The sequence below is a fragment of the Colwellia maritima genome (genome assembly GCF_022669015.1).
Classification (GTDB): Bacteria; Pseudomonadota; Gammaproteobacteria; order Enterobacterales; family Alteromonadaceae; genus Colwellia; species Colwellia maritima.
The window spans coordinates 1-17,776 of record NZ_JAKKSL010000003.1 but is presented as its reverse complement, the minus strand read 5'-3'; the positions used below and the strand labels follow the sequence as shown (position 1 = coordinate 17,776).

Here is a 17,776-nt window from a genome sequence, read left to right as displayed (position 1 = left end):
ATTAATATCACTCGTTTGTCGTGTGTAACAGTAACAACAAACATTTTAAGATAATTTAGGTGGGAATAGTAAAAAGTGGTAAAGACTAATGCCTATAATAACCCAATTGACAAAACAGTGCTGCTTGAACAGCACACTGTATTAGTTAAACGAATCGCGTACCACTTGCTAGCTCGATTACCCGCAAGTGTCATTGTTGATGATTTAATTCAATCGGGTATGATCGGCTTATTTGAAGCAGCTAATAACTTCGACAGCACTAAAGGTGCAAGCTTTGAAACCTTCGCAGGTATTCGTATTCGGGGTGCTATGCTTGATGAAATGCGCCGCGGAGACTGGACACCTAGGTCAGTCCATAAGAATAGCAGAATGGTTAGTGAAGCTATTAAAACACTAGAAGCAAGTTTAGGTCGAGATGTCACTGATGTTGAAGTTGCTGAAAAACTTGAAATTTCGCTGAATGAGTATCATCATATATTAAGTGAAGTCAGTACAGGTAAGATATTGGGTATTGATGATTTAGGTGTGAGTGAAGATGCATTGAAGTTTGACGGTGCATGCCATAGTGATGACCCATATCAAAGTATTGAACACAATGCCTTTAAAAAAGGTCTAACTGAGTGTATTAGTACTTTACCAGAACGCGAAGCTCTAGTACTGTCTCTATATTATGATGAAGAATTGAATTTACGTGAAATTGGTCAAGTACTGGATGTGAGTGAATCACGTGTCAGCCAAATTCATAGTCAAGCAATGCATCGATTAAAAGCTCGTATGCAATCTTGGCAAAGTTAAGTACAATAATAATTATGTTAACCTATACAAATATGAATGTTTAGCCGGAGGGTGTCTTGGATAAAAATATGAAAGTGCTTGTTGTTGATGATTTTTCAACCATGAGACGAATAGTGAAAAATTTGTTGCGTGATTTAGGCTTTACAAACATTCAAGAAGCGGATGATGGTAGCACTGCTTTACCTATGCTTCAAAATGGCGATTTTGATTTTGTTGTTACTGACTGGAACATGCCAGGAATGCAAGGGATCGATTTATTGAAAGCTATTCGAGCAGATGCAAATTTAGCTCACATCCCCGTTCTATTAATTACAGCTGAAGCGAAGAAAGAACAAATTGTAATGGCAGCCCAAGCGGGTGTAAATGGTTATATTGTTAAACCATTTACTGCTGCTACGCTAAAAACTAAGTTAGATAAAATTTTCGAACGTCTAGGTTAGTGTTTATTTAGGTGAGCCGTGTAAATTAAGGCTCACAAATAAATTTTGTTAGCGCTTTAGGTTAGGTATTGAGGACTTTGCATGAATATGGCAATGGTGGGACGCATTTCATTAGAACAAGCTAGATCTTTGGTTGAATTTTTAGAAACTGATCAGCAAGAAAAAGCAGATGAGGTTATTGCTAAAATTCAAAACCCGATCAATTCAGAATTGTTTGCTGAAATCGGTAAATTAACTCGTCAACTACATGACTCTTTAACCAATTTTAATATTGATTCTCGGTTGAGTGATTTAGCTACTGCGGATATTCCAGACGCAAAAGAACGACTGAATTATGTAATTACGCGTACGGAAGAAGCAGCCAATAAAACGATGGATGCAGTAGAATCTATTTTCCCCGTACTTGAAGACATTGCCGGACAAGTTCGTGCTGTTAATCCTGCATGGGCTAAATTAATGAATAATGAAATTGATTTAAAAGAATTTAAAGCGTTATGTGTAGATATTGACAGCTTGTTAACGACTACAGGTAAAGAAACTACACATATTCACAGTTTGATGACTGATGTATTAATGGCGCAAGATTTTCAAGATTTAACCGGACAAGTTATTCGAAAAGTAATTGATTTGGTAAGAGAAGTTGAAGAAAGCTTAATTAATATGTTAACTGCATTTGGCATATCATCGGTTAATGAACAAGAAAAATCTGTACCTAAATTAGGTGAAAACTTAGTTGAAGGGCCAATAGTTAATGCAGAAGAAAGAGACGATGTTGTAGAAGATCAAGATGATGTAGATGATCTTTTATCAAGTTTAGGGTTTTAACGGGAGTTAATGAATGTCATTTGAAGCAGATGAAGAAATTCTACAGGACTTTTTAGTCGAAGCAGGTGAAATACTTGAATTGCTATCAGAGCAATTAGTTGAGCTTGAAAATGATGTTGATAATGCTGATTTGCTCAATGCAATTTTTAGAGGATTCCACACAGTAAAAGGTGGTGCAGGTTTTCTTGCGTTAAATGAGCTTGTTGACGTTTGTCATGGTGCTGAAAATATTTTCGATTTACTTCGAACCGGTAAACGTACTGTTAATGCTGATTTAATGGATACTATTTTATCTGCACTCGACACCATTAATGACATGTTTGACTTAGTCAAAGGCAGAGAGCCACTTGTCACAGCAGATGCTAAATTATTAGCAGAATTACACCGTTTAAGCCGCCCAGAAGGCGCTGCACCTGTAGCTGAAACGCCTGCTCCTGAGCCTGTAGTTACCACTCAAGAAGCGAGTGTGGAAGTAGAAAGCACTGATGCCAGTGATGAAATGAGTGAAGATGAATTTGAACGCTTACTAGATGAATTACACGGTGGTGGCGGAAGTCCTTCTGCCAGTACAGCCCCAGTGAATGAAACGTCTGTTAGTGCAGACGCAAGTGGTGATATATCTGACGATGAATTTGAATCCCTATTAGATGAATTACATGGGCAAGGTGCATTTTCTTCTGACATTAATAACTCAGCAGCGTCTGTTTCTGATAGCTCGTCTGATGAAATAGATGATGATGAATTTGAAAGTCTACTTGATGAGTTGCATGGTAAAGGTAATGCACCTAAACCCAGTGAGGTAAAACCATCTGTAGCAACGCCAGTAGCAAATACTCAAGCTAGCCATGCTGCTGCGCCGACTCCTATTGCCAAACCAGTGCCTGCTCAACAAGCCGCTAAACCAACACCTGCTCCTGCCGCTAAAAAAGCTGCGCAACCATCGGCGCCACAAGGCGAAACAACAGTACGGGTTGACACTAAGCGATTAGATAAAATTATGAACATGGTTGGCGAATTGGTTTTAGTTAGAAATCGCCTAACCAGTTTAGGTTTAATTTCTGACGATGAAGACTTAACCAAAGCAGTATCTAACTTAGATGCTGTTACTACTGATTTACAGGGTGCGGTGATGAAAACCCGCATGCAGCCAATTAAAAAAGTATTTGGTCGTTTTCCTCGAGTAGTACGAGATTTAGCACGTAGCCTCCATAAAGACATTCAATTAGTGTTAGTCGGCGAAGAAACTGATTTAGATAAAAACTTGGTTGAAGCATTAGCTGATCCATTAGTGCATTTGGTTCGAAACTCAGTTGATCATGGTATTGAAGAGCCTGACGTACGTGAAGCGAAAGGTAAACCACGTCAAGGTACGGTTACATTATCAGCCTCACAAGAGGGCGATCATATCCTGTTAACCATTAAAGACGATGGCGCAGGAATGAATGCTGAAAAACTGAAAGAAATTGCGATTGAACGTGGTGTTCTTGATGTTGATGCAGCGGCAAGAATGTCTGATACAGAAGCGTTTAGCTTAATTTTTGCCCCAGGATTTTCAACAAAAACTGAAATATCAGAGGTGTCAGGACGTGGCGTTGGTATGGATGTTGTTAAAACCAAAATCACCCAAATTAATGGTACCGTTAATATAGACTCAGAAATGGGTGTAGGTACTGTTTTAGAAATAAAAGTTCCACTGACATTGGCTATATTGCCTACTCTAATGGTGGTTATTGGAGAGCAAACTTTTGCTTTACCATTGGCTGCAGTAAATGAAATTTTTCATTTAGACCTAACCAATACAAATCGTGTTGATGGTCAGTTAACTATTATTGTTCGTGAAAAAGCGATTCCGTTATTTTATTTAGATGAATGGCTTGTAAGAGACTTTAAAGTCAAAGACCGAGATAAAGGCCATGTTGTGATTGTGCAACTAGGCAGCCAACAAGTTGCCTTTGTGGTAGATCGCTTGATAGGGCAAGAAGAGGTGGTGATTAAACCACTTGATAGATTATTACATGGTACTCCAGGTATGGCCGGAGCAACGATCACTAGTGATGGTGGTATTGCCTTAATTATTGATATACCTAACATGTTAAAGTTTTATGCGAAAAAATCACCAGTGAATAAAAAGCTGCGTTCATAAAGTCGTGTAATTAAAAAGTAGAGGAAATAAATGACCTACAAAGTACTCGTTGTTGATGATTCGAGTTTTTTTAGACGACGAGTCACTGATATTCTAAATAGGGATCCGCTGCTAGAAGTTATTGATGTTGCTGTCAATGGACAAGAGGCTGTAGATAAAGCCATTAAACTTAAGCCTGATGTCATTACGATGGATGTTGAAATGCCAGTGCTCAATGGTATTGCGGCAGTAAAAAAAATCATGGCACAGTCGCCAACGGCGATATTGATGTTTTCTTCATTGACACATCAGGGGGCAAAATCAACCTTAGATGCATTGGAAGCGGGAGCATTGGATTTTTTACCTAAAAAATTCAATGAAATTGCCCAAAATAGTGAAGTTGCCGGCAGTTTATTACGTCAACGAGTTGTTCAGTTAGCCAAAAAAGGCAGTGTCAGTAAGCTAAACGTTGGGCGAGATAGCCAAGCTGCTAAAGGTAGCCAAGGCGCTCAACCCGTGGTTAGGACAAGATCTATTGCCGGAGAACAAGGGACATCTTCTCATTCCAAAAGAACAGCCTCAGGAAAAAAATATAGTCTATTAGCTATTGGCACCTCTACAGGTGGTCCAGTCGCATTACAGAAAATATTAACTGAATTCCCCCAAGATTTTCCGTTACCAATTATTCTTATCCAACATATGCCGCAACATTTACTAACGCATTTGCGAGTAGGCTTAATTCCTTGTGCAAAATCAGTGTAAAAGAAGCGGCTAACGGCGATATTCTTAAACCTGGATGTGCTTATCTAGCACCAGGTGGTCGTCAAATGATTATTTCAGGTACCGAAAGCACGGCCAAAATTAAAATAATTGATGATGACTCCTTAAAAATAGCGTTTAAACCAAGTGTTGATGTGAGTTTTGGCTCAGCGGCAAAGGTTTTTGGCGGTAATGTTTTGGGGGTTATTTTAACGGGCATGGGCTCAGATGGCAGAGAAGGGTCACGCATGCTAAAAGCAAAAGGGGCAACAATTTGGGCACAAGATGAGCATAGTTGTGTTGTGTATGGTATGCCTCAAGCTGTTGCCGTTGCGGGTATTTCCCAAGTATCTTTACCCTTAGATACAATAGCTAGCACGATAGTGAAGGAAATTAAGCATGGATAGGCTCAGTGTCACTGGCCTGGTTATTGCTCTATTTGCTATCTATTTAGGCTTTATCTTAGATGGTGGCTCAATTTCAGCCTTATTTGAATTGCCTGCCTTTATTATTGTTGTGGGCGGCACGTTAGGCGCTGTCATGCTGCAATCGTCAAGTGCGCAATTTTATCATGCACTTTCATTATTAAAATGGGTTTTTACTCCACCTCGTTATAATATCGAAAAAGGCATAGAAAAAATTGTACTTTGGGCTATAAAGTCTAGGGAGTCTGGCTATTTATCTCTTGAGAATGACGCCCTAGATGAAGAGGATAGTTATACTCAAAAAGGCTTAAATTTACTGGTTGATGGAGTAGAGCTAGAAAACCTACAAGTGTCTCTTGAATTAGATCTCGATGTTTACCGAGAATATAACTTACGGTCTGCTAATGTTTTTGAATCGATGGGGGGATATAGCCCAACGATTGGTATATTAGGGGCCGTATTGGGTTTGATCCATGCGATGACTAACTTGACCGAGCCGGCATTACTGGGGCAAAGTATTGCAACGGCATTCATTGCGACAATTTACGGTGTGGGGTTTGCAAATTTACTTTATTTACCCATAGCAAATAAAATCAAAGAAATCATACACCAACAAACCATGTACCGAGAAATGATACTTGAAGGTTTAGTGGCTATTGCCCATGGTGAAAACCCCCATGCGATTGAAAATAAGCTATCAGCATACAGGTTAGGAAAATGAAGCGTTTCCGTAAAAGAAGAGACTCGATAGAACATGACAATGTCCATCGTTGGTTGGTTTCTTACGCGGATTATATGACCCTTCTTTTTGCCTTATTTGTAGTATTGTATGCAATGGCCATGGTTAATGAAAAGCCTTTTGAAACGATCACTGAATCTGTTGGTCGCGTTTTTCAAGCAAATGAAATTAAGCCCAAAAATAGAGGGCACGGGGATGACATTCTTGATGTTAATAGCAGTAAAACCAATAAAAGATTATTTGGAAATGGCATTCTTGAAGACGCAGGTCCTGAATTGTTGGAAGGAGAGCAAACACTTTCTAATATTTCAGACGCGAGAGTGGGAAGTAACTTAACGTCATTAGAAACTGAATTACATACAGCGCTTTACGAATTAATTGAATCAGGTTTCGCGCAATTGCAAATTGATGGTGATTGGTTAGAAATAGAATTAAATAGTGCTTTGTTGTTTCCAAGTGGATCATCTTCTGCAACCAATTCAGCGGAGAGTATTTTAGGGGTTATTTTTGATGTTATTGGTGAATCAAGCAACTTTGTTCGTATAAGAGGCTATACAGATGATCAAATGATCAACAACGAAATTTTCTCATCTAATTGGGAATTATCCGTTGCGCGAGCCACTGCTATTTTACGGGTATTAGAAAAACAAGGAATGACTCCCGCACGCATGGCAATAGAAGGTTATGGCCAGTATTATCCTACGGCAGATAATTCAACGTCACAAGGGCGTGCAAAAAATAGAAAAGTAGTCGTGGCAATTTCAAAGTATGGTTTAGAAAAATCAAACTTACTTAATACACCGGCTATTAAAATTGAAGAAGTTGAAGCTGTCACAAATGAAGCTATCTCGGAAGAAAAAGAGAATGAAATACAGGTAATTCGTTTACCTAATGGCGGAATTAGAATTTCCACCAGAAAAGAAAATGAAAACATGTCTGAGAATAAGAACTAGAAAGAACTAGAAAGAGCTGAAAAGCTAAGATAACTATATAATGTTATTCATTAACTAAAAAGTAGGAAAAAAGATTGGAAGTGTGGACGGTAGCAAATCAAAAAGGTGGTGTTGGCAAAACAACCACTACTATTGCTTTAGCGGGGTTATTAGCTGAGCGTGGCAACAGAGTATTGCTCGTTGATACAGATCCACATGCCTCATTGACTTATTATTTTGGTGTTGAGTCAGAAGATTTAGACTTAAGTGTGTATGATTTATTTACGCAAGTCTCTTCAAAAGAGCAAATACTACAAAGCTTATGCCCAACGCAATATGAAAATATTGATATCTTGCCTGCAACCATGGGGTTAGCAACCTTAGATCGCTCATTAGGAGCTAAAGGTGGAATGGGTTTAGTGTTGAAAAAAGCAATGTTAAAACTATCCGATAGTTATGATATTGTTTTGATTGATTGTCCTCCTATTTTAGGCGTGTTAATGGTAAATGCGCTTGCCGCGGCAGACCGAATATTAGTCCCTGTTCAAACAGAGTTTTTAGCATTAAAAGGCTTATATCGTATGATAAAAACAATGGATATGATGCAAGTAGAGCAAGATAAGCCATTTAAATATACTATTATTCCTACTATGTTCGACAAACGAACAAAGGCATCACTATTAGCGTACCAACAATTACAAGAAACCTACCAAGAAAAAGTGTGGTCAGGCGTTATACCCGTAGATACAAACTTTAGAAATGCTAGTTTAGCACAGCAAGTCCCCTCACATTATGCAGAAAATACCCGAGGCGTTTTGGCTTATAGAAATTTATTAGAGTACTTACTGAAAATCTCACAGAGAAGCATTAAATAAATGTCAAAACCATTATCCGCAAGTAAAAAAGTAATGACAAATTATCTGTCTGAATTATTGACAGATGATCCTGTTATACAAGAAGGTAGTCAGGATAACCTAAAAAATAGTACAAACACAAAGCTTGCTGAAACGAAGCGTTTAGAAGCTTTACTAAAAAATGTGAGTGTAGATCTAAAAGTTAAAGAAGATGCTATTAGTACGCGTAAAAGTACAATAGAACAACGTGATGTCAGAAAAGTCAGTATCAACACTGTTGTTAAAGAAAATAAGCCTGAGCCCTTAGTTACCCACAAAAGTACGGGTGCCTTGCCATTAAAAGATCCTAAAGCTTATCGGAAAGGCGGTTTTCAAGCCCTGTTCTTTAATGTAGGGGGGTTGACAGTGGCCGTGCCATTAATTGAATTAGGCGGTATATACAATATTGACAAAACGACGACGTTAATGGGAAAACCTAACTGGTTTAAAGGCGTGATGCTGCACAGAGATGAAAAAATTAATATTGTCGATACGGCCTTGTGGGTAATGCCTGAGAAATGTGACGATAAAATGAAAAGTTCGCTAAATTATCAATATGTTATTATGCTTAATAATAGTGGTTGGGGCTTAGCTGCAGAAAATATAGTCGATACTGTTGTATTGAAAGAAGATGAAGTAAAGTGGTTAGATTCAGCCAGTAAGCGCCCATGGTTAGCGGGATTGGTAAAAGATAAAATGTGTGCCTTACTTGATGTAGATTCATTAGTTCAATTACTTAATGATGGCAGTGGAATCTATCAAGATAATTAAAACGATAAAACATTAGCTTTAGTAAGACTGATTTTTATATAATTGCAAGATTGTAAATTCATAAATAATTGAGAGGCAAGTACTATGTCTGATGAGAACAGTAATTCAAGTGGTAAAGTAAGCGGAAATGATGAAGTGCTTCAATGGGTAACATTTAAGTTAGAAAACGAAACTTATGGAATTAATGTTATGCAGGTGCAGGAAATTTTACGCTATACGGAAGTTGCCCCTGTGCCTGGAGCTCCACTTTATGTACTAGGTATCATTAATCTACGTGGTAATGTTGTTACAGTTATTGATACTCGTGCTCGTTTTGGTTTAGAGCCGCGTGATGTTACAGATAACACTCGAATAGTCGTGATTGAATCAGAAAAACAGGTTATTGGTATATTAGTTGATAGTGCTTCAGAAGTTGTTTACTTAAAAGCATCTGAAATCGATGATGCACCTAATGTAGGTAATGAAGAAAGTGCCCAGTTTATTCAAGGCGTTTCTAATCGAGATGGTGAACTACTGATTTTAGTTGATCTAGATAAATTACTATCTGACGACGAATGGGACGAATTAAAACAATTCTAATTGCTTTTATGATGTCTTAATGAGGTTGATTTAGAATGGTTTGTTATTACGACTATGCTTATTATACTTACGCTTAAGTTCACTGAACTATGTCTTTGCTAGCGGTGCCTATTATCGCTGTGACTGCACTTGCTCTCAGCATATTTAGCTTTATTTTTTTCTTTGCTATTACAAAGAAGCATAAGGTTAAATTTGCTGTTTATGAATCCCAAGTTCAAGCGCTCGAATTACTTGTTAATAATTTACAACTAACAAATGAGTCACTAAATAACGCATTGCAAGCGTTATCAGTCAAGCAAGAACAAGCAAATAATGAAAATGCGATTATTTCAAAACAACTTGAGCATAGAATCAAAACCCTCCAAGCCCAAATAACATCCCAACAAGATCTTATTGCACAATTACAAACCGACCAAGGTGAAGATAAATTTTACTCTCGGGCAATTAAGCTAGCCAAAATAGGTGCAGGTATTGATGAAATAGTTGCTGAATGCGAATTGCCTTATGCCGAAGTTGAAATGCTAATATCCGTTTATCAAAATAAAACGCAAGGATAGGTAGTGTTTTAACAAAGAAGCACGTTAAAATACCTTTTTATAATTTTTTTATCTTATTTCGCATAAACATGGCAAGGAACTATTCCAAGTGAAGTACTCAGTATTCAAATATTTTCGACTAGTATTCATCTCCAGTATTTTTATTCTGTCAGGATGTTCAAGCACTCCGAAGAAACAACGAAAGTTATAGTGACCCACGTGATCCTATTGAGTCAATCAATAGACCTTTTTGGACTTTTACTTGGGACTATGCTGATAAGTATGTCGCTAAACCCGTCTCTGAATTTTACACTAATTACACACCAACTTTTTTAAGAACAGGGCTTTACAATATGGCCTTAAACTTAAATGAACCCTCTAACATCATCAATAATTTATTACAGTTGAAGTTTGTTAATGCATCAAAAAGTACAGGTCGTTTTCTACTAAACTCAACGATTGGATTGTTTGGTTTTTATGACCCCGCTAGTGACTTTGGTCGGTCTGGAGACCAAGAAGAGTTTGGTGAGGTATTGGGTAGTTATGGCGTGGGCGATGGCCCATACATTGTAATACCTGCACTTGGTCCCGCTCTGTTAGAGAAGAAGTCGGGGATTATGTCGATAAATTATATTGGCCACTAGCTGTGATAGATTTTTGGCCAAATGTTGCACGTTTAAGCATACTCGCGCTTGAAGGTCGCGCCTCAATACGAGATCAAGAGCAATTATTATCAGAATCGACAGATTCCTATGAATTTATTAAAAACGCTTATTTTCAAAATATGAATTATCGTTTATATGATGGTAACCCCCCTATAGTTATCGATGAAGATAAAGAAGCTGAAATAGAAGCATTATTAGAGCAACTTGATTATTAATAGTTTACGTATTAATTATCATTAAAAGCTATAAACCTATACCGAAGTTAGCCGTAGTTTGCTAGAATTGCGGCAATTTTTTACTAATGTCTAATTGATGAACACCTGTTTAACCACAAACAGGGTAATCAACTTGATATAAATATTATTGGAAACAGTTAGATGAATATTATTGAAGGTTCATTTCAAGCAAAAGGCAAAAAATTTGCCATCGTTGTATCACGTTTTAACCACTTTATTGTTGATAGCCTATTAGAAGGTGCAGTTGATGCACTTAAAAGACATGGCAGTGTTAATGATGACGACATCACCGTTGTTCGTGTACCTGGCGCATATGAATTACCTTTAGCAGCTAAAAAGCTTGCTAAAAAAGGTGACTTTGATGCAATTATCGCCATAGGGGCGGTTATCCGTGGTGGCACACCACATTTTGATTTTGTTGGTGAGTGTAATAAAGGCTTAGCACAAGTGTGTTTAGAATCAGAGATCCCTGTTTCTTTTGGCGTAATTACCACTGACTCAATCGAACAAGCTATTGAACGAGTCGGAACTAAAGCCGGTAATAAAGGTGCTGAAGCAGCCCTTGGTGCATTAGAAATGGTTAACGTTCTCTCTCAAATTTAGGAAAACTATTGTGAAACCTTCTCCTAGAAGAAAAGCTCGTGAGCTAGCGGTGCAAGCCGTTTATTCGTGGCAAATTAGTCAAAATTCAGTTACCGATGTTGAAGTTGGTTTTATTACTGATAACAGTAAGCGTCGTTTTGACATTGAATATTTTCAACAATTGTTACGCGGAGTTACGAAAAACGTTTCCGAAATTGATCTTGCTATTTCTCCGCATGTTGATCGTCCTATTGAGGATATTGACCATGTTGAAAAAGCCATTTTACGTGTGGCTGTTTTTGAATTAAGTGACTGTCTGGATGTTCCTTACCGCGTAGTTATTAACGAAGCAATTGAGTTAGCTAAGTTATTTGCTGCAGACGATAGCCATAAATTTATTAATGGTGTCTTAGACAAAGCAGTCAAGCTGATTCGCCCACAAGCTTAATGTCTGTATCTTTTGCCGAGAATAAATTGTTGAAGCTATGAAAGAATTTGAATTAATAAAACAGTTTTTTACCAAACAAGCCGTTAAAAGAAAAGATGTATTACTTGGTATAGGTGACGATTGTGCCGTTGTTTCTAGTACAGAAAAACAAAATATCGTTGTCACTACTGATACGCTTGTGGCGGGAGTACATTTTCCTTTAGGGACTTCTCCTAAAGCTATTGGTCATAAAGCCGTTGCTGTTAATTTATCAGATATTGCCGCAATGGGTGCTAAGCCAAGCGGATTTCACTGGCTATTACGTTACCTGATGTAAATGACGAATGGTTAAGTGAATTTGGTTTAGGCGTGTTTGAGCTATGTGAGTTTTATAACGTTCAACTGATTGGTGGTGACACCACGCAAGGACCATTAAGTATTACCATAACCGCACAAGGATTAACTCCTGAAGGGCAATATTTATCTCGTTCTGGTGCTAGAACAGGTGACTGGCTTTATGTTACGGGTGATCTTGGTGATGCGGCGCTTGCTTTACAACATCTAAAAGAAAACGTCTTAACCGACCAAGATGTTATTGATCAGGTTCAACAAAAATTAGACTTTCCTCGACCCCGAGTGCTTGTTGGGCAGGCCTTGCGTGAATACGCATCCGCAGCTATTGATATTTCGGATGGACTACTCGCAGATTTAGGACACCTTTGTCAGGCATCTAACGTAGGAGCTAACCTAGTTTTAGACGCTATTCCAATGTCAAACGCCATGAAGCAGTCATTATTATTTGACGACGCGATTGACCTTGCACTCAATGGTGGTGATGATTATGAACTTTTATTTACCGTCTCTGAAGATAACAAAGTGGGATTAGAAACCGCGTTATCTCAAACAAGTGTCGCTATAACTTGTATTGGTCAAATTAATGCATCGCAAACCATTTCTACTACATTAAACAATAAGCCTGTGCCTATTAAAAATTCATGTTTTGAACACTTTTCATCACCCAATAACACATAAAATCTAACTAAAATAGCCAAATAACGTTTACAAAACAATATGAAACATACAAAGCCAAATGTTAAGTTTGATCTCAAACAACCGATTCAATTCTTAGCATTAGGGTTTGGTAGTGGTTTAGCCCCCAAAGCACCCGGAACATTTGGTACTTTAGCCGCAATCCCGTTGTTTTTATTGCTTTCACTGCTTACCCCTATAATGTATTTGTTGGCTGTAGTCGTTGTGAGTATTGTCGGTATTTATATTTGCGATAAAGCAGCCGAAGATGTAGGTGTTCACGACCATCCCGCTATAGTTTGGGATGAGTTTGCCGGTTACTTTATCACCATGATTATGGTGCCAATAAGTTGGCAAAGTATTGCCGTTGGTTTCGTATTATTTCGCTTGTTTGATATATTAAAGCCCTGGCCAATTTCATTTATTGATAAAAAAATATCAGGGGGCTTAGGTATCATGTTAGATGATATTTTAGCCGGTATTTTTTCTTTAATTATCATGCAGTTGATTTTTTAATCGACAGACTCTGCCCACATAAATATTTCTTTACATAACACTATAGTAATTCTTATATTTTTGAGCTACTTTTAAATAGTATATAAATAAAAACACCGAAGGCTTGTTTTTTATTTTTATGCCCTCAGCTATTTAATAGGACGTTATTTATAATAGCAACGTTTTAAATCGCAACCTTAGTTCACCATACTTTTTTAAAGTACATGTTAAAAGTACATGTTTAAAGTAAATGTTAAAAAGGAATACCTATGAAAATAAATCTTTCTGGTCACCACGTTGAAATAACCCCTTCAATTAAAGAGGATATCGATGAGAAATTCTCAAAAATAGCAAACCATTTTCCAACGTTAATCGCCTTAGACGTTATTATTTCCAAAGAACACAATAAATACCAAGTTGAAGTAGTAACGAATTATGAAGGCGCACGAATATCAGTTAAAGGTATGAATGATGTGATGTACCCGGCGATTGCTAGTGGTATAAAAAAACTTGATGCGGCATTAAAACATCGAAAAGGGCAATTAAAAGCCAATTTACATGAAAAACCTCAAAGTACAGCGCCAGAAATTGCGCATGAAAAAGTACAAGAAATGAATTTAGCATAATCTAGAATAATCGAGCAAAAGAGCAAAAACGTTAAAAGCTATGACATCACTTGCAAAAGTAGTTCATAGCTTTTTTTGTGTTTTAATCGTCTTTAGATATTTGTTCAGCTAACGCTAGTTTTTCACGCTCTGCTTTAGAAATGTAACGAGGCTTGTTACTCGTATGTAATTTAGCATTCGCTTTTTTTGTTTCTTTTTTAAGGTGTCGTTGATTTTCTTTTTACGATTCATTATTTATTCTTTAAAGTGAGTAGCTCGTCAATTTGCTTTAATTAACTAGAACAAGTTAATTAAAGCAAATTGATTAAATGGCTGTAAAGCAAGATTGCTGTTATTATGCGCTCATTCACTTTCCCTTGAAAGTTTTTTTACATTTCTTAAAATCTAGATGTAAAGTTTACATCTAACTTGAACACAATAGAGGCACTATCTTGAGCGTAATAACTAATAATGGCAAATCTCCATTAGCTTTTTCTTCATTAAATTTACATAAAGATTTATTGAAAAACTTAACATCGCTTGGATATCAGGAAATGACACCAATACAAGCGCAAAGCTTACCAAAAATGCTTGTGGGTAAAGACGTCATTGCTCAAGCGAAAACAGGCTCAGGAAAAACGGCTGCCTTTGGTTTGGCGCTGTTAGAAAAACTACAGGTTAAGCGTTTTAGAATTCAGTCAATGGTACTATGCCCCACACGTGAATTAGCCGACCAAGTAGCAACAGAAATTCGTAAACTCGCTCGTGCTGTTCATAACATTAAAGTGCTAACTTTGTGTGGCGGAACACCGTTTGGTCCTCAAATAGGCTCTTTAGAACATGGCGCTCATATTATTGTTGGTACGCCAGGTAGAATTGAAGAACATGTTATTAAAGGGACACTTAAGCTAGACGATTTAAATTTACTAGTACTTGATGAAGCTGACCGTATGCTAGAAATGGGTTTTGAAGCGGCGTTAGATAATATTATTGAACGTACTCCATTAGACCGTCAAACGTTACTGTTTAGTGCCACTTTTCCAAAACAAATTCAAGCTATTAGCGAAAGCATTATGACAGATCCTGTGATGGTGCAAATCAGTGCGAGTGAAGACCAGTCGAACATCAGTCAGCAGTTTTATGCTATTGAAAACGAAATAGAAAGATTTGAAGCATTACGTTTACTACTGCTAGCTAACCCCGTTGAATCAACGGTGATATTTTGCAACACTAAAAAAGAAACTCAAGCGGTATGCAATAACTTGCATGATGATGGTTTTAGCGTATTAGCCCTTCATGGTGATTTAGAACAGAGAGATAGAGATCAAACCTTATTGCGCTTTGCCAATAAAAGTGCGGCAATTCTCGTTGCAACAGACGTTGCCGCCCGCGGGTTAGATATTGATTCTTTGGACTTAGTAGTGAACTACCACATTGCACACGACAGTGAAATACATATTCATCGTATTGGCCGTACTGGGCGTGCAGGAGCGCAAGGAAAAGCCATCTCTTTATTTAGTGATAAAGAACGTTATAAAGTTGGTTTAATTGAAGATACCCTTGATCAAGTGATTAAGCCTGAGTTATTACCCTCTACTGAAGTCTTGAATAATGCTAGAGCGCAAGCGAAAATGTCGACTATTCAAATTGACGGTGGCAAAAAGCAAAAAGTTAGACCGGGTGACATTTTGGGAGCACTAACGTCGAAAAATACGGATGCTAAAAATAGCGGTACTGAGTTGCAAGGCAAAGATGTTGGTAAAATTAATGTGTTAGATAATAAATCATATGTTGCTGTTAATAAAAAAGTTTTAAAAACAGCGTTAAGAAAATTATCCACAGGTAAAATGAAAGGGCGTACATACAAAGTACGTCACTTAACTGTTTAAACACACACACAAAGACAACTAATGAGACAAATAGTCGAACAGTAAGTTATATATTTTGCGTAAACATTACCAACAACTTATCGAGCAAGAAGTGCTTTGTGAAGACAAAGCACAGTCTAATGCTGTAGACGAACTAGAAAAATTATCAAAACAGTTATTATCAAAACAGTTATTATCAAAACAGTTATTATCAAAACAGTTAATAGCCACAAAGAAAAATGAACCCATAATATCGGGTAACTTGTTCAGTCATTATATATCCAAGAAAACAAAGCCTAAAGCCACCTCACCAATTAAAAGTTTATACTTCTATGGCAGAGTAGGGCGTGGCAAAACTATGTTAATGGATTTGTTTTATCAATATACGCCAATTAAAAAAAGAAACGTATACATTTTCACCGTTTTATGGAGAATGTTCACCGGAACTTAATGAGCTATCCATGCAACAGTCATTGCAAAAGACACGCTTAGATAAAAACCCCTTAACACACATAGCAAATACTTGGGCTACTGATCTTCAATTGTTATGTTTTGACGAGTTTTTTGTCAGCGATATTGGTGATGCAATGCTACTTGCCGGCTTGTTTGAAACCTTATTTTCGCAAGGCGTGATTTTGGTTTTCACCTCTAACTGTCAACCTGAACAGCTTTACCGTAATGGTTTGCAGCGGGAACGCTTTGTTCCGACTATTGCTTTGATTAATCACTATTGTCAAGTGATCTCTATCGATGGCGATACAGATCATCGCTTAACGAATACCGTGAATCAAGCGTACAAAAATTATTATTTTACTCACCTACAAGGTGAAACATTATTAGCAAATCGATTTCAAGGTTTACGAGAGAGAACAACGCCACATATAGATGAAGATAAGAAAAACGTGATTGTTGTCAATAACCGAGAAATTAATTATTTAGCTAAAACATCTAATCATATTTGGTTTGATTTTTATGCGTTGTGTTCTGGGCCAAGAAGTCAACGCGACTATATACAAATAGCAGATGAATTTGACACTGTGCTTATTAGTAATGTGCCACAGTTTCCGGAGATCTTATACCGGCTGTGTTTTCAGGCATTGAAGATTGCTACCAACGTAGCGGAGTATTAATGGGCGAGTTGCGACATTTAGACGATGAAGCGCGCCGTTTTATAGCCTTAGTTGACGAATTTTATGATTCTAAGGTGCAATTAATCATCAGCGCTGATGTTGACATAACTCAGCTTTACCAAGGAACGCAGCTCAGTTTTGAGTTTCAACGCTGCCAGTCTCGATTATTCGAGATGCAAAATTTTTAACGAATTCTCACTAATAATTAGTTTTTTACACTAAATAGTAGGGTTTTGATAACCAACGCTCTTTAGGTTTTTAATATCCTATTGAAAAATAAGACATTAAAGTTGGCATTGTATTTGTAATTACTTATTCAACTAATAGCGTTAAATCACTTATTCAGCAAATATTTATAAAAGGTTGCCATCATGAATCATAAAATTAAATTAACATTACTTCCAAAAACGTTACTTCCAAAAACATTGATAGCAGCATCATTAGTGTCGCTATTCTCAACTTCAGCTGTGTATGCGCATAGCTCATGTGATGTTGACATGAAAGCCGGTATGACGGTTGATAAATCGAAATTAGAATTTTTTGAATCTGAAAATAAGAAAAACACTCTTTATACCATTGATAATAAACATAATTTAACTGTTCGTGGTAAAGCCATTTCTTTAAATTCAAGTCAGCAAGCACTCGTTGAACAATATGCTAGCCACATTCGTACTACCATACCACAAGCAAGGAAAGTTGCTATTGAAGGGGTGGATCTTGCAATAGAGGGGTAAACTTAGCGTTTAATGAATTATTAGGTGAGGGTAATAATGCAAGTGTTGACTTAACAAAAGAACTGGCATTAATTAAAGATGATCTTGCTGAAAAATTCACGATAGAGCATGGTTTTACCATAGGTGAAAATGGGTTAGAAGATAAAGAATTACTTGGTGAAGATTTTGAAAAACGCGTTGAAACAGCAG

General features: G+C 37.3%; 20 protein-coding genes and 4 pseudogenes. 22 read left to right on the top strand and 2 right to left on the bottom strand.

Features of this window, described 5'->3' with window-relative positions:
• The first annotated feature begins 75 nt into the window (after positions 1-75).
• The 17 genes and pseudogenes from L3081_RS15860 to hpf all read left to right on the top strand — a co-directional run bounded on the left by L3081_RS15860 (position 76) and on the right by hpf (position 13,876).
• Positions 76-795 carry an RNA polymerase sigma factor FliA gene (locus L3081_RS15860; protein ID WP_242287082.1) on the top strand — a complete coding sequence of 240 codons (720 nt, stop codon included), beginning with the start codon at positions 76-78 and terminating at the stop codon, positions 793-795.
• A 56-nt stretch (positions 796-851) separates the two neighbouring features.
• On the top strand, positions 852-1,235 hold the full coding sequence (cheY, locus tag L3081_RS15855) for a chemotaxis response regulator CheY (protein ID WP_242287081.1): 384 nt from the start codon (positions 852-854) through the stop codon (positions 1,233-1,235).
• Positions 1,236-1,316: 81 nt separating this feature from the next.
• The gene (locus L3081_RS15850) at positions 1,317-2,060 is read left to right on the top strand and encodes a protein phosphatase CheZ (RefSeq protein WP_242287080.1); all 744 of its coding nucleotides are present in this window, start codon (positions 1,317-1,319) and stop codon (positions 2,058-2,060) included.
• 13 nt (positions 2,061-2,073) lie between these two features.
• Positions 2,074-4,203, top strand: a complete 2,130-nt coding sequence (locus L3081_RS15845) for a chemotaxis protein CheA (RefSeq protein WP_242287079.1) — start codon at positions 2,074-2,076, stop codon at positions 4,201-4,203.
• 30 nt (positions 4,204-4,233) lie between these two features.
• Positions 4,234-5,348, top strand: a pseudogene (locus tag L3081_RS15840) (protein-glutamate methylesterase/protein-glutamine glutaminase).
• The gene (locus L3081_RS15835) at positions 5,341-6,087 is read left to right on the top strand and encodes a flagellar motor protein (RefSeq protein ID WP_242287078.1); all 747 of its coding nucleotides are present in this window, start codon (positions 5,341-5,343) and stop codon (positions 6,085-6,087) included. The pseudogene L3081_RS15840 and the gene L3081_RS15835 overlap by 8 nt, the downstream one beginning before the upstream one ends.
• Positions 6,084-7,058 (top strand): flagellar motor protein MotB, encoded by a 975-nt coding sequence (locus L3081_RS15830; protein ID WP_242287077.1) that lies wholly within the window; start codon positions 6,084-6,086, stop codon positions 7,056-7,058. Before L3081_RS15835 ends, L3081_RS15830 begins: the two co-directional genes overlap by 4 nt.
• Before the next feature lie 74 nt (positions 7,059-7,132).
• Positions 7,133-7,912, top strand: coding sequence for a ParA family protein (locus L3081_RS15825; RefSeq protein ID WP_242287076.1), 780 nt, complete (start codon positions 7,133-7,135; stop codon positions 7,910-7,912).
• The gene (locus L3081_RS15820; RefSeq protein ID WP_242287075.1) at positions 7,913-8,701 is read left to right on the top strand and encodes a chemotaxis protein CheW; all 789 of its coding nucleotides are present in this window, start codon (positions 7,913-7,915) and stop codon (positions 8,699-8,701) included.
• 84 nt (positions 8,702-8,785) lie between these two features.
• A complete protein-coding gene (locus L3081_RS15815) occupies positions 8,786-9,280 on the top strand; it encodes a chemotaxis protein CheW (RefSeq protein WP_242287074.1) in 495 nt (164 codons plus the stop codon).
• Between the two features lie 89 nt (positions 9,281-9,369).
• Complete coding sequence (locus L3081_RS15810; RefSeq protein ID WP_242287073.1) at positions 9,370-9,837, top strand: DUF2802 domain-containing protein; 468 nt, start codon at positions 9,370-9,372, stop codon at positions 9,835-9,837.
• Positions 9,838-10,043: 206 nt separating this feature from the next.
• A pseudogene (locus L3081_RS29170) lies at positions 10,044-10,696 on the top strand (MlaA family lipoprotein).
• Positions 10,697-10,858: 162 nt separating this feature from the next.
• Positions 10,859-11,320, top strand: a complete 462-nt coding sequence (gene ribH, locus L3081_RS15795; protein WP_242287071.1) for a 6,7-dimethyl-8-ribityllumazine synthase — start codon at positions 10,859-10,861, stop codon at positions 11,318-11,320.
• Positions 11,321-11,330: 10 nt separating this feature from the next.
• Positions 11,331-11,747 carry a transcription antitermination factor NusB gene (gene nusB / locus L3081_RS15790; RefSeq protein WP_242287070.1) on the top strand — a complete coding sequence of 139 codons (417 nt, stop codon included), beginning with the start codon at positions 11,331-11,333 and terminating at the stop codon, positions 11,745-11,747.
• A 37-nt stretch (positions 11,748-11,784) separates the two neighbouring features.
• Positions 11,785-12,758: pseudogene (gene thiL / locus L3081_RS15785) on the top strand (thiamine-phosphate kinase).
• 39 nt (positions 12,759-12,797) lie between these two features.
• Complete coding sequence (locus tag L3081_RS15780; RefSeq protein WP_242287069.1) at positions 12,798-13,271, top strand: phosphatidylglycerophosphatase A family protein; 474 nt, start codon at positions 12,798-12,800, stop codon at positions 13,269-13,271.
• 248 nt (positions 13,272-13,519) lie between these two features.
• The gene (gene hpf, locus L3081_RS15775; protein WP_242287068.1) at positions 13,520-13,876 is read left to right on the top strand and encodes a ribosome hibernation-promoting factor, HPF/YfiA family; all 357 of its coding nucleotides are present in this window, start codon (positions 13,520-13,522) and stop codon (positions 13,874-13,876) included.
• An 82-nt stretch (positions 13,877-13,958) separates the two neighbouring features.
• Here hpf and L3081_RS15770 read toward each other — a convergent pair.
• Positions 13,959-14,107 (bottom strand): annotated as a pseudogene (locus L3081_RS15770) (DUF2986 domain-containing protein).
• A 200-nt stretch (positions 14,108-14,307) separates the two neighbouring features.
• On the opposite strand from L3081_RS15770, the gene dbpA reads away from it, so the two are divergent.
• From dbpA to L3081_RS15755, 5 genes are all read left to right on the top strand, one after another.
• Positions 14,308-15,744 carry an ATP-dependent RNA helicase DbpA gene (gene dbpA, locus L3081_RS15765; protein ID WP_242287067.1) on the top strand — a complete coding sequence of 479 codons (1,437 nt, stop codon included), beginning with the start codon at positions 14,308-14,310 and terminating at the stop codon, positions 15,742-15,744.
• Positions 15,745-15,799: 55 nt separating this feature from the next.
• On the top strand, positions 15,800-16,174 hold the full coding sequence (gene zapE / locus L3081_RS27105; protein ID WP_274620594.1) for an AFG1/ZapE family ATPase: 375 nt from the start codon (positions 15,800-15,802) through the stop codon (positions 16,172-16,174).
• A gap of 10 nt (positions 16,175-16,184) precedes the next feature.
• The gene (gene zapE, locus L3081_RS27100; RefSeq protein WP_274620593.1) at positions 16,185-16,853 is read left to right on the top strand and encodes a cell division protein ZapE; all 669 of its coding nucleotides are present in this window, start codon (positions 16,185-16,187) and stop codon (positions 16,851-16,853) included.
• Positions 16,853-17,041, top strand: a complete 189-nt coding sequence (zapE, locus tag L3081_RS27095; protein WP_274620592.1) for an AFG1/ZapE family ATPase — start codon at positions 16,853-16,855, stop codon at positions 17,039-17,041. Before zapE (L3081_RS27100) ends, zapE (L3081_RS27095) begins: the two co-directional genes overlap by 1 nt.
• Before the next feature lie 183 nt (positions 17,042-17,224).
• Entirely contained in the window at positions 17,225-17,587 is a 363-nt protein-coding gene (locus L3081_RS15755) for a DUF2884 family protein (RefSeq protein WP_242287066.1), read from the top strand.
• On the opposite strand, the gene L3081_RS15750 is transcribed toward L3081_RS15755, so the two are convergent.
• Positions 17,553-17,776, bottom strand: a 224-nt coding sequence (locus L3081_RS15750) for a hypothetical protein (protein ID WP_242287065.1), incomplete at its 5' end; no start/stop codon positions are given. The genes L3081_RS15755 and L3081_RS15750 overlap by 35 nt on opposite strands.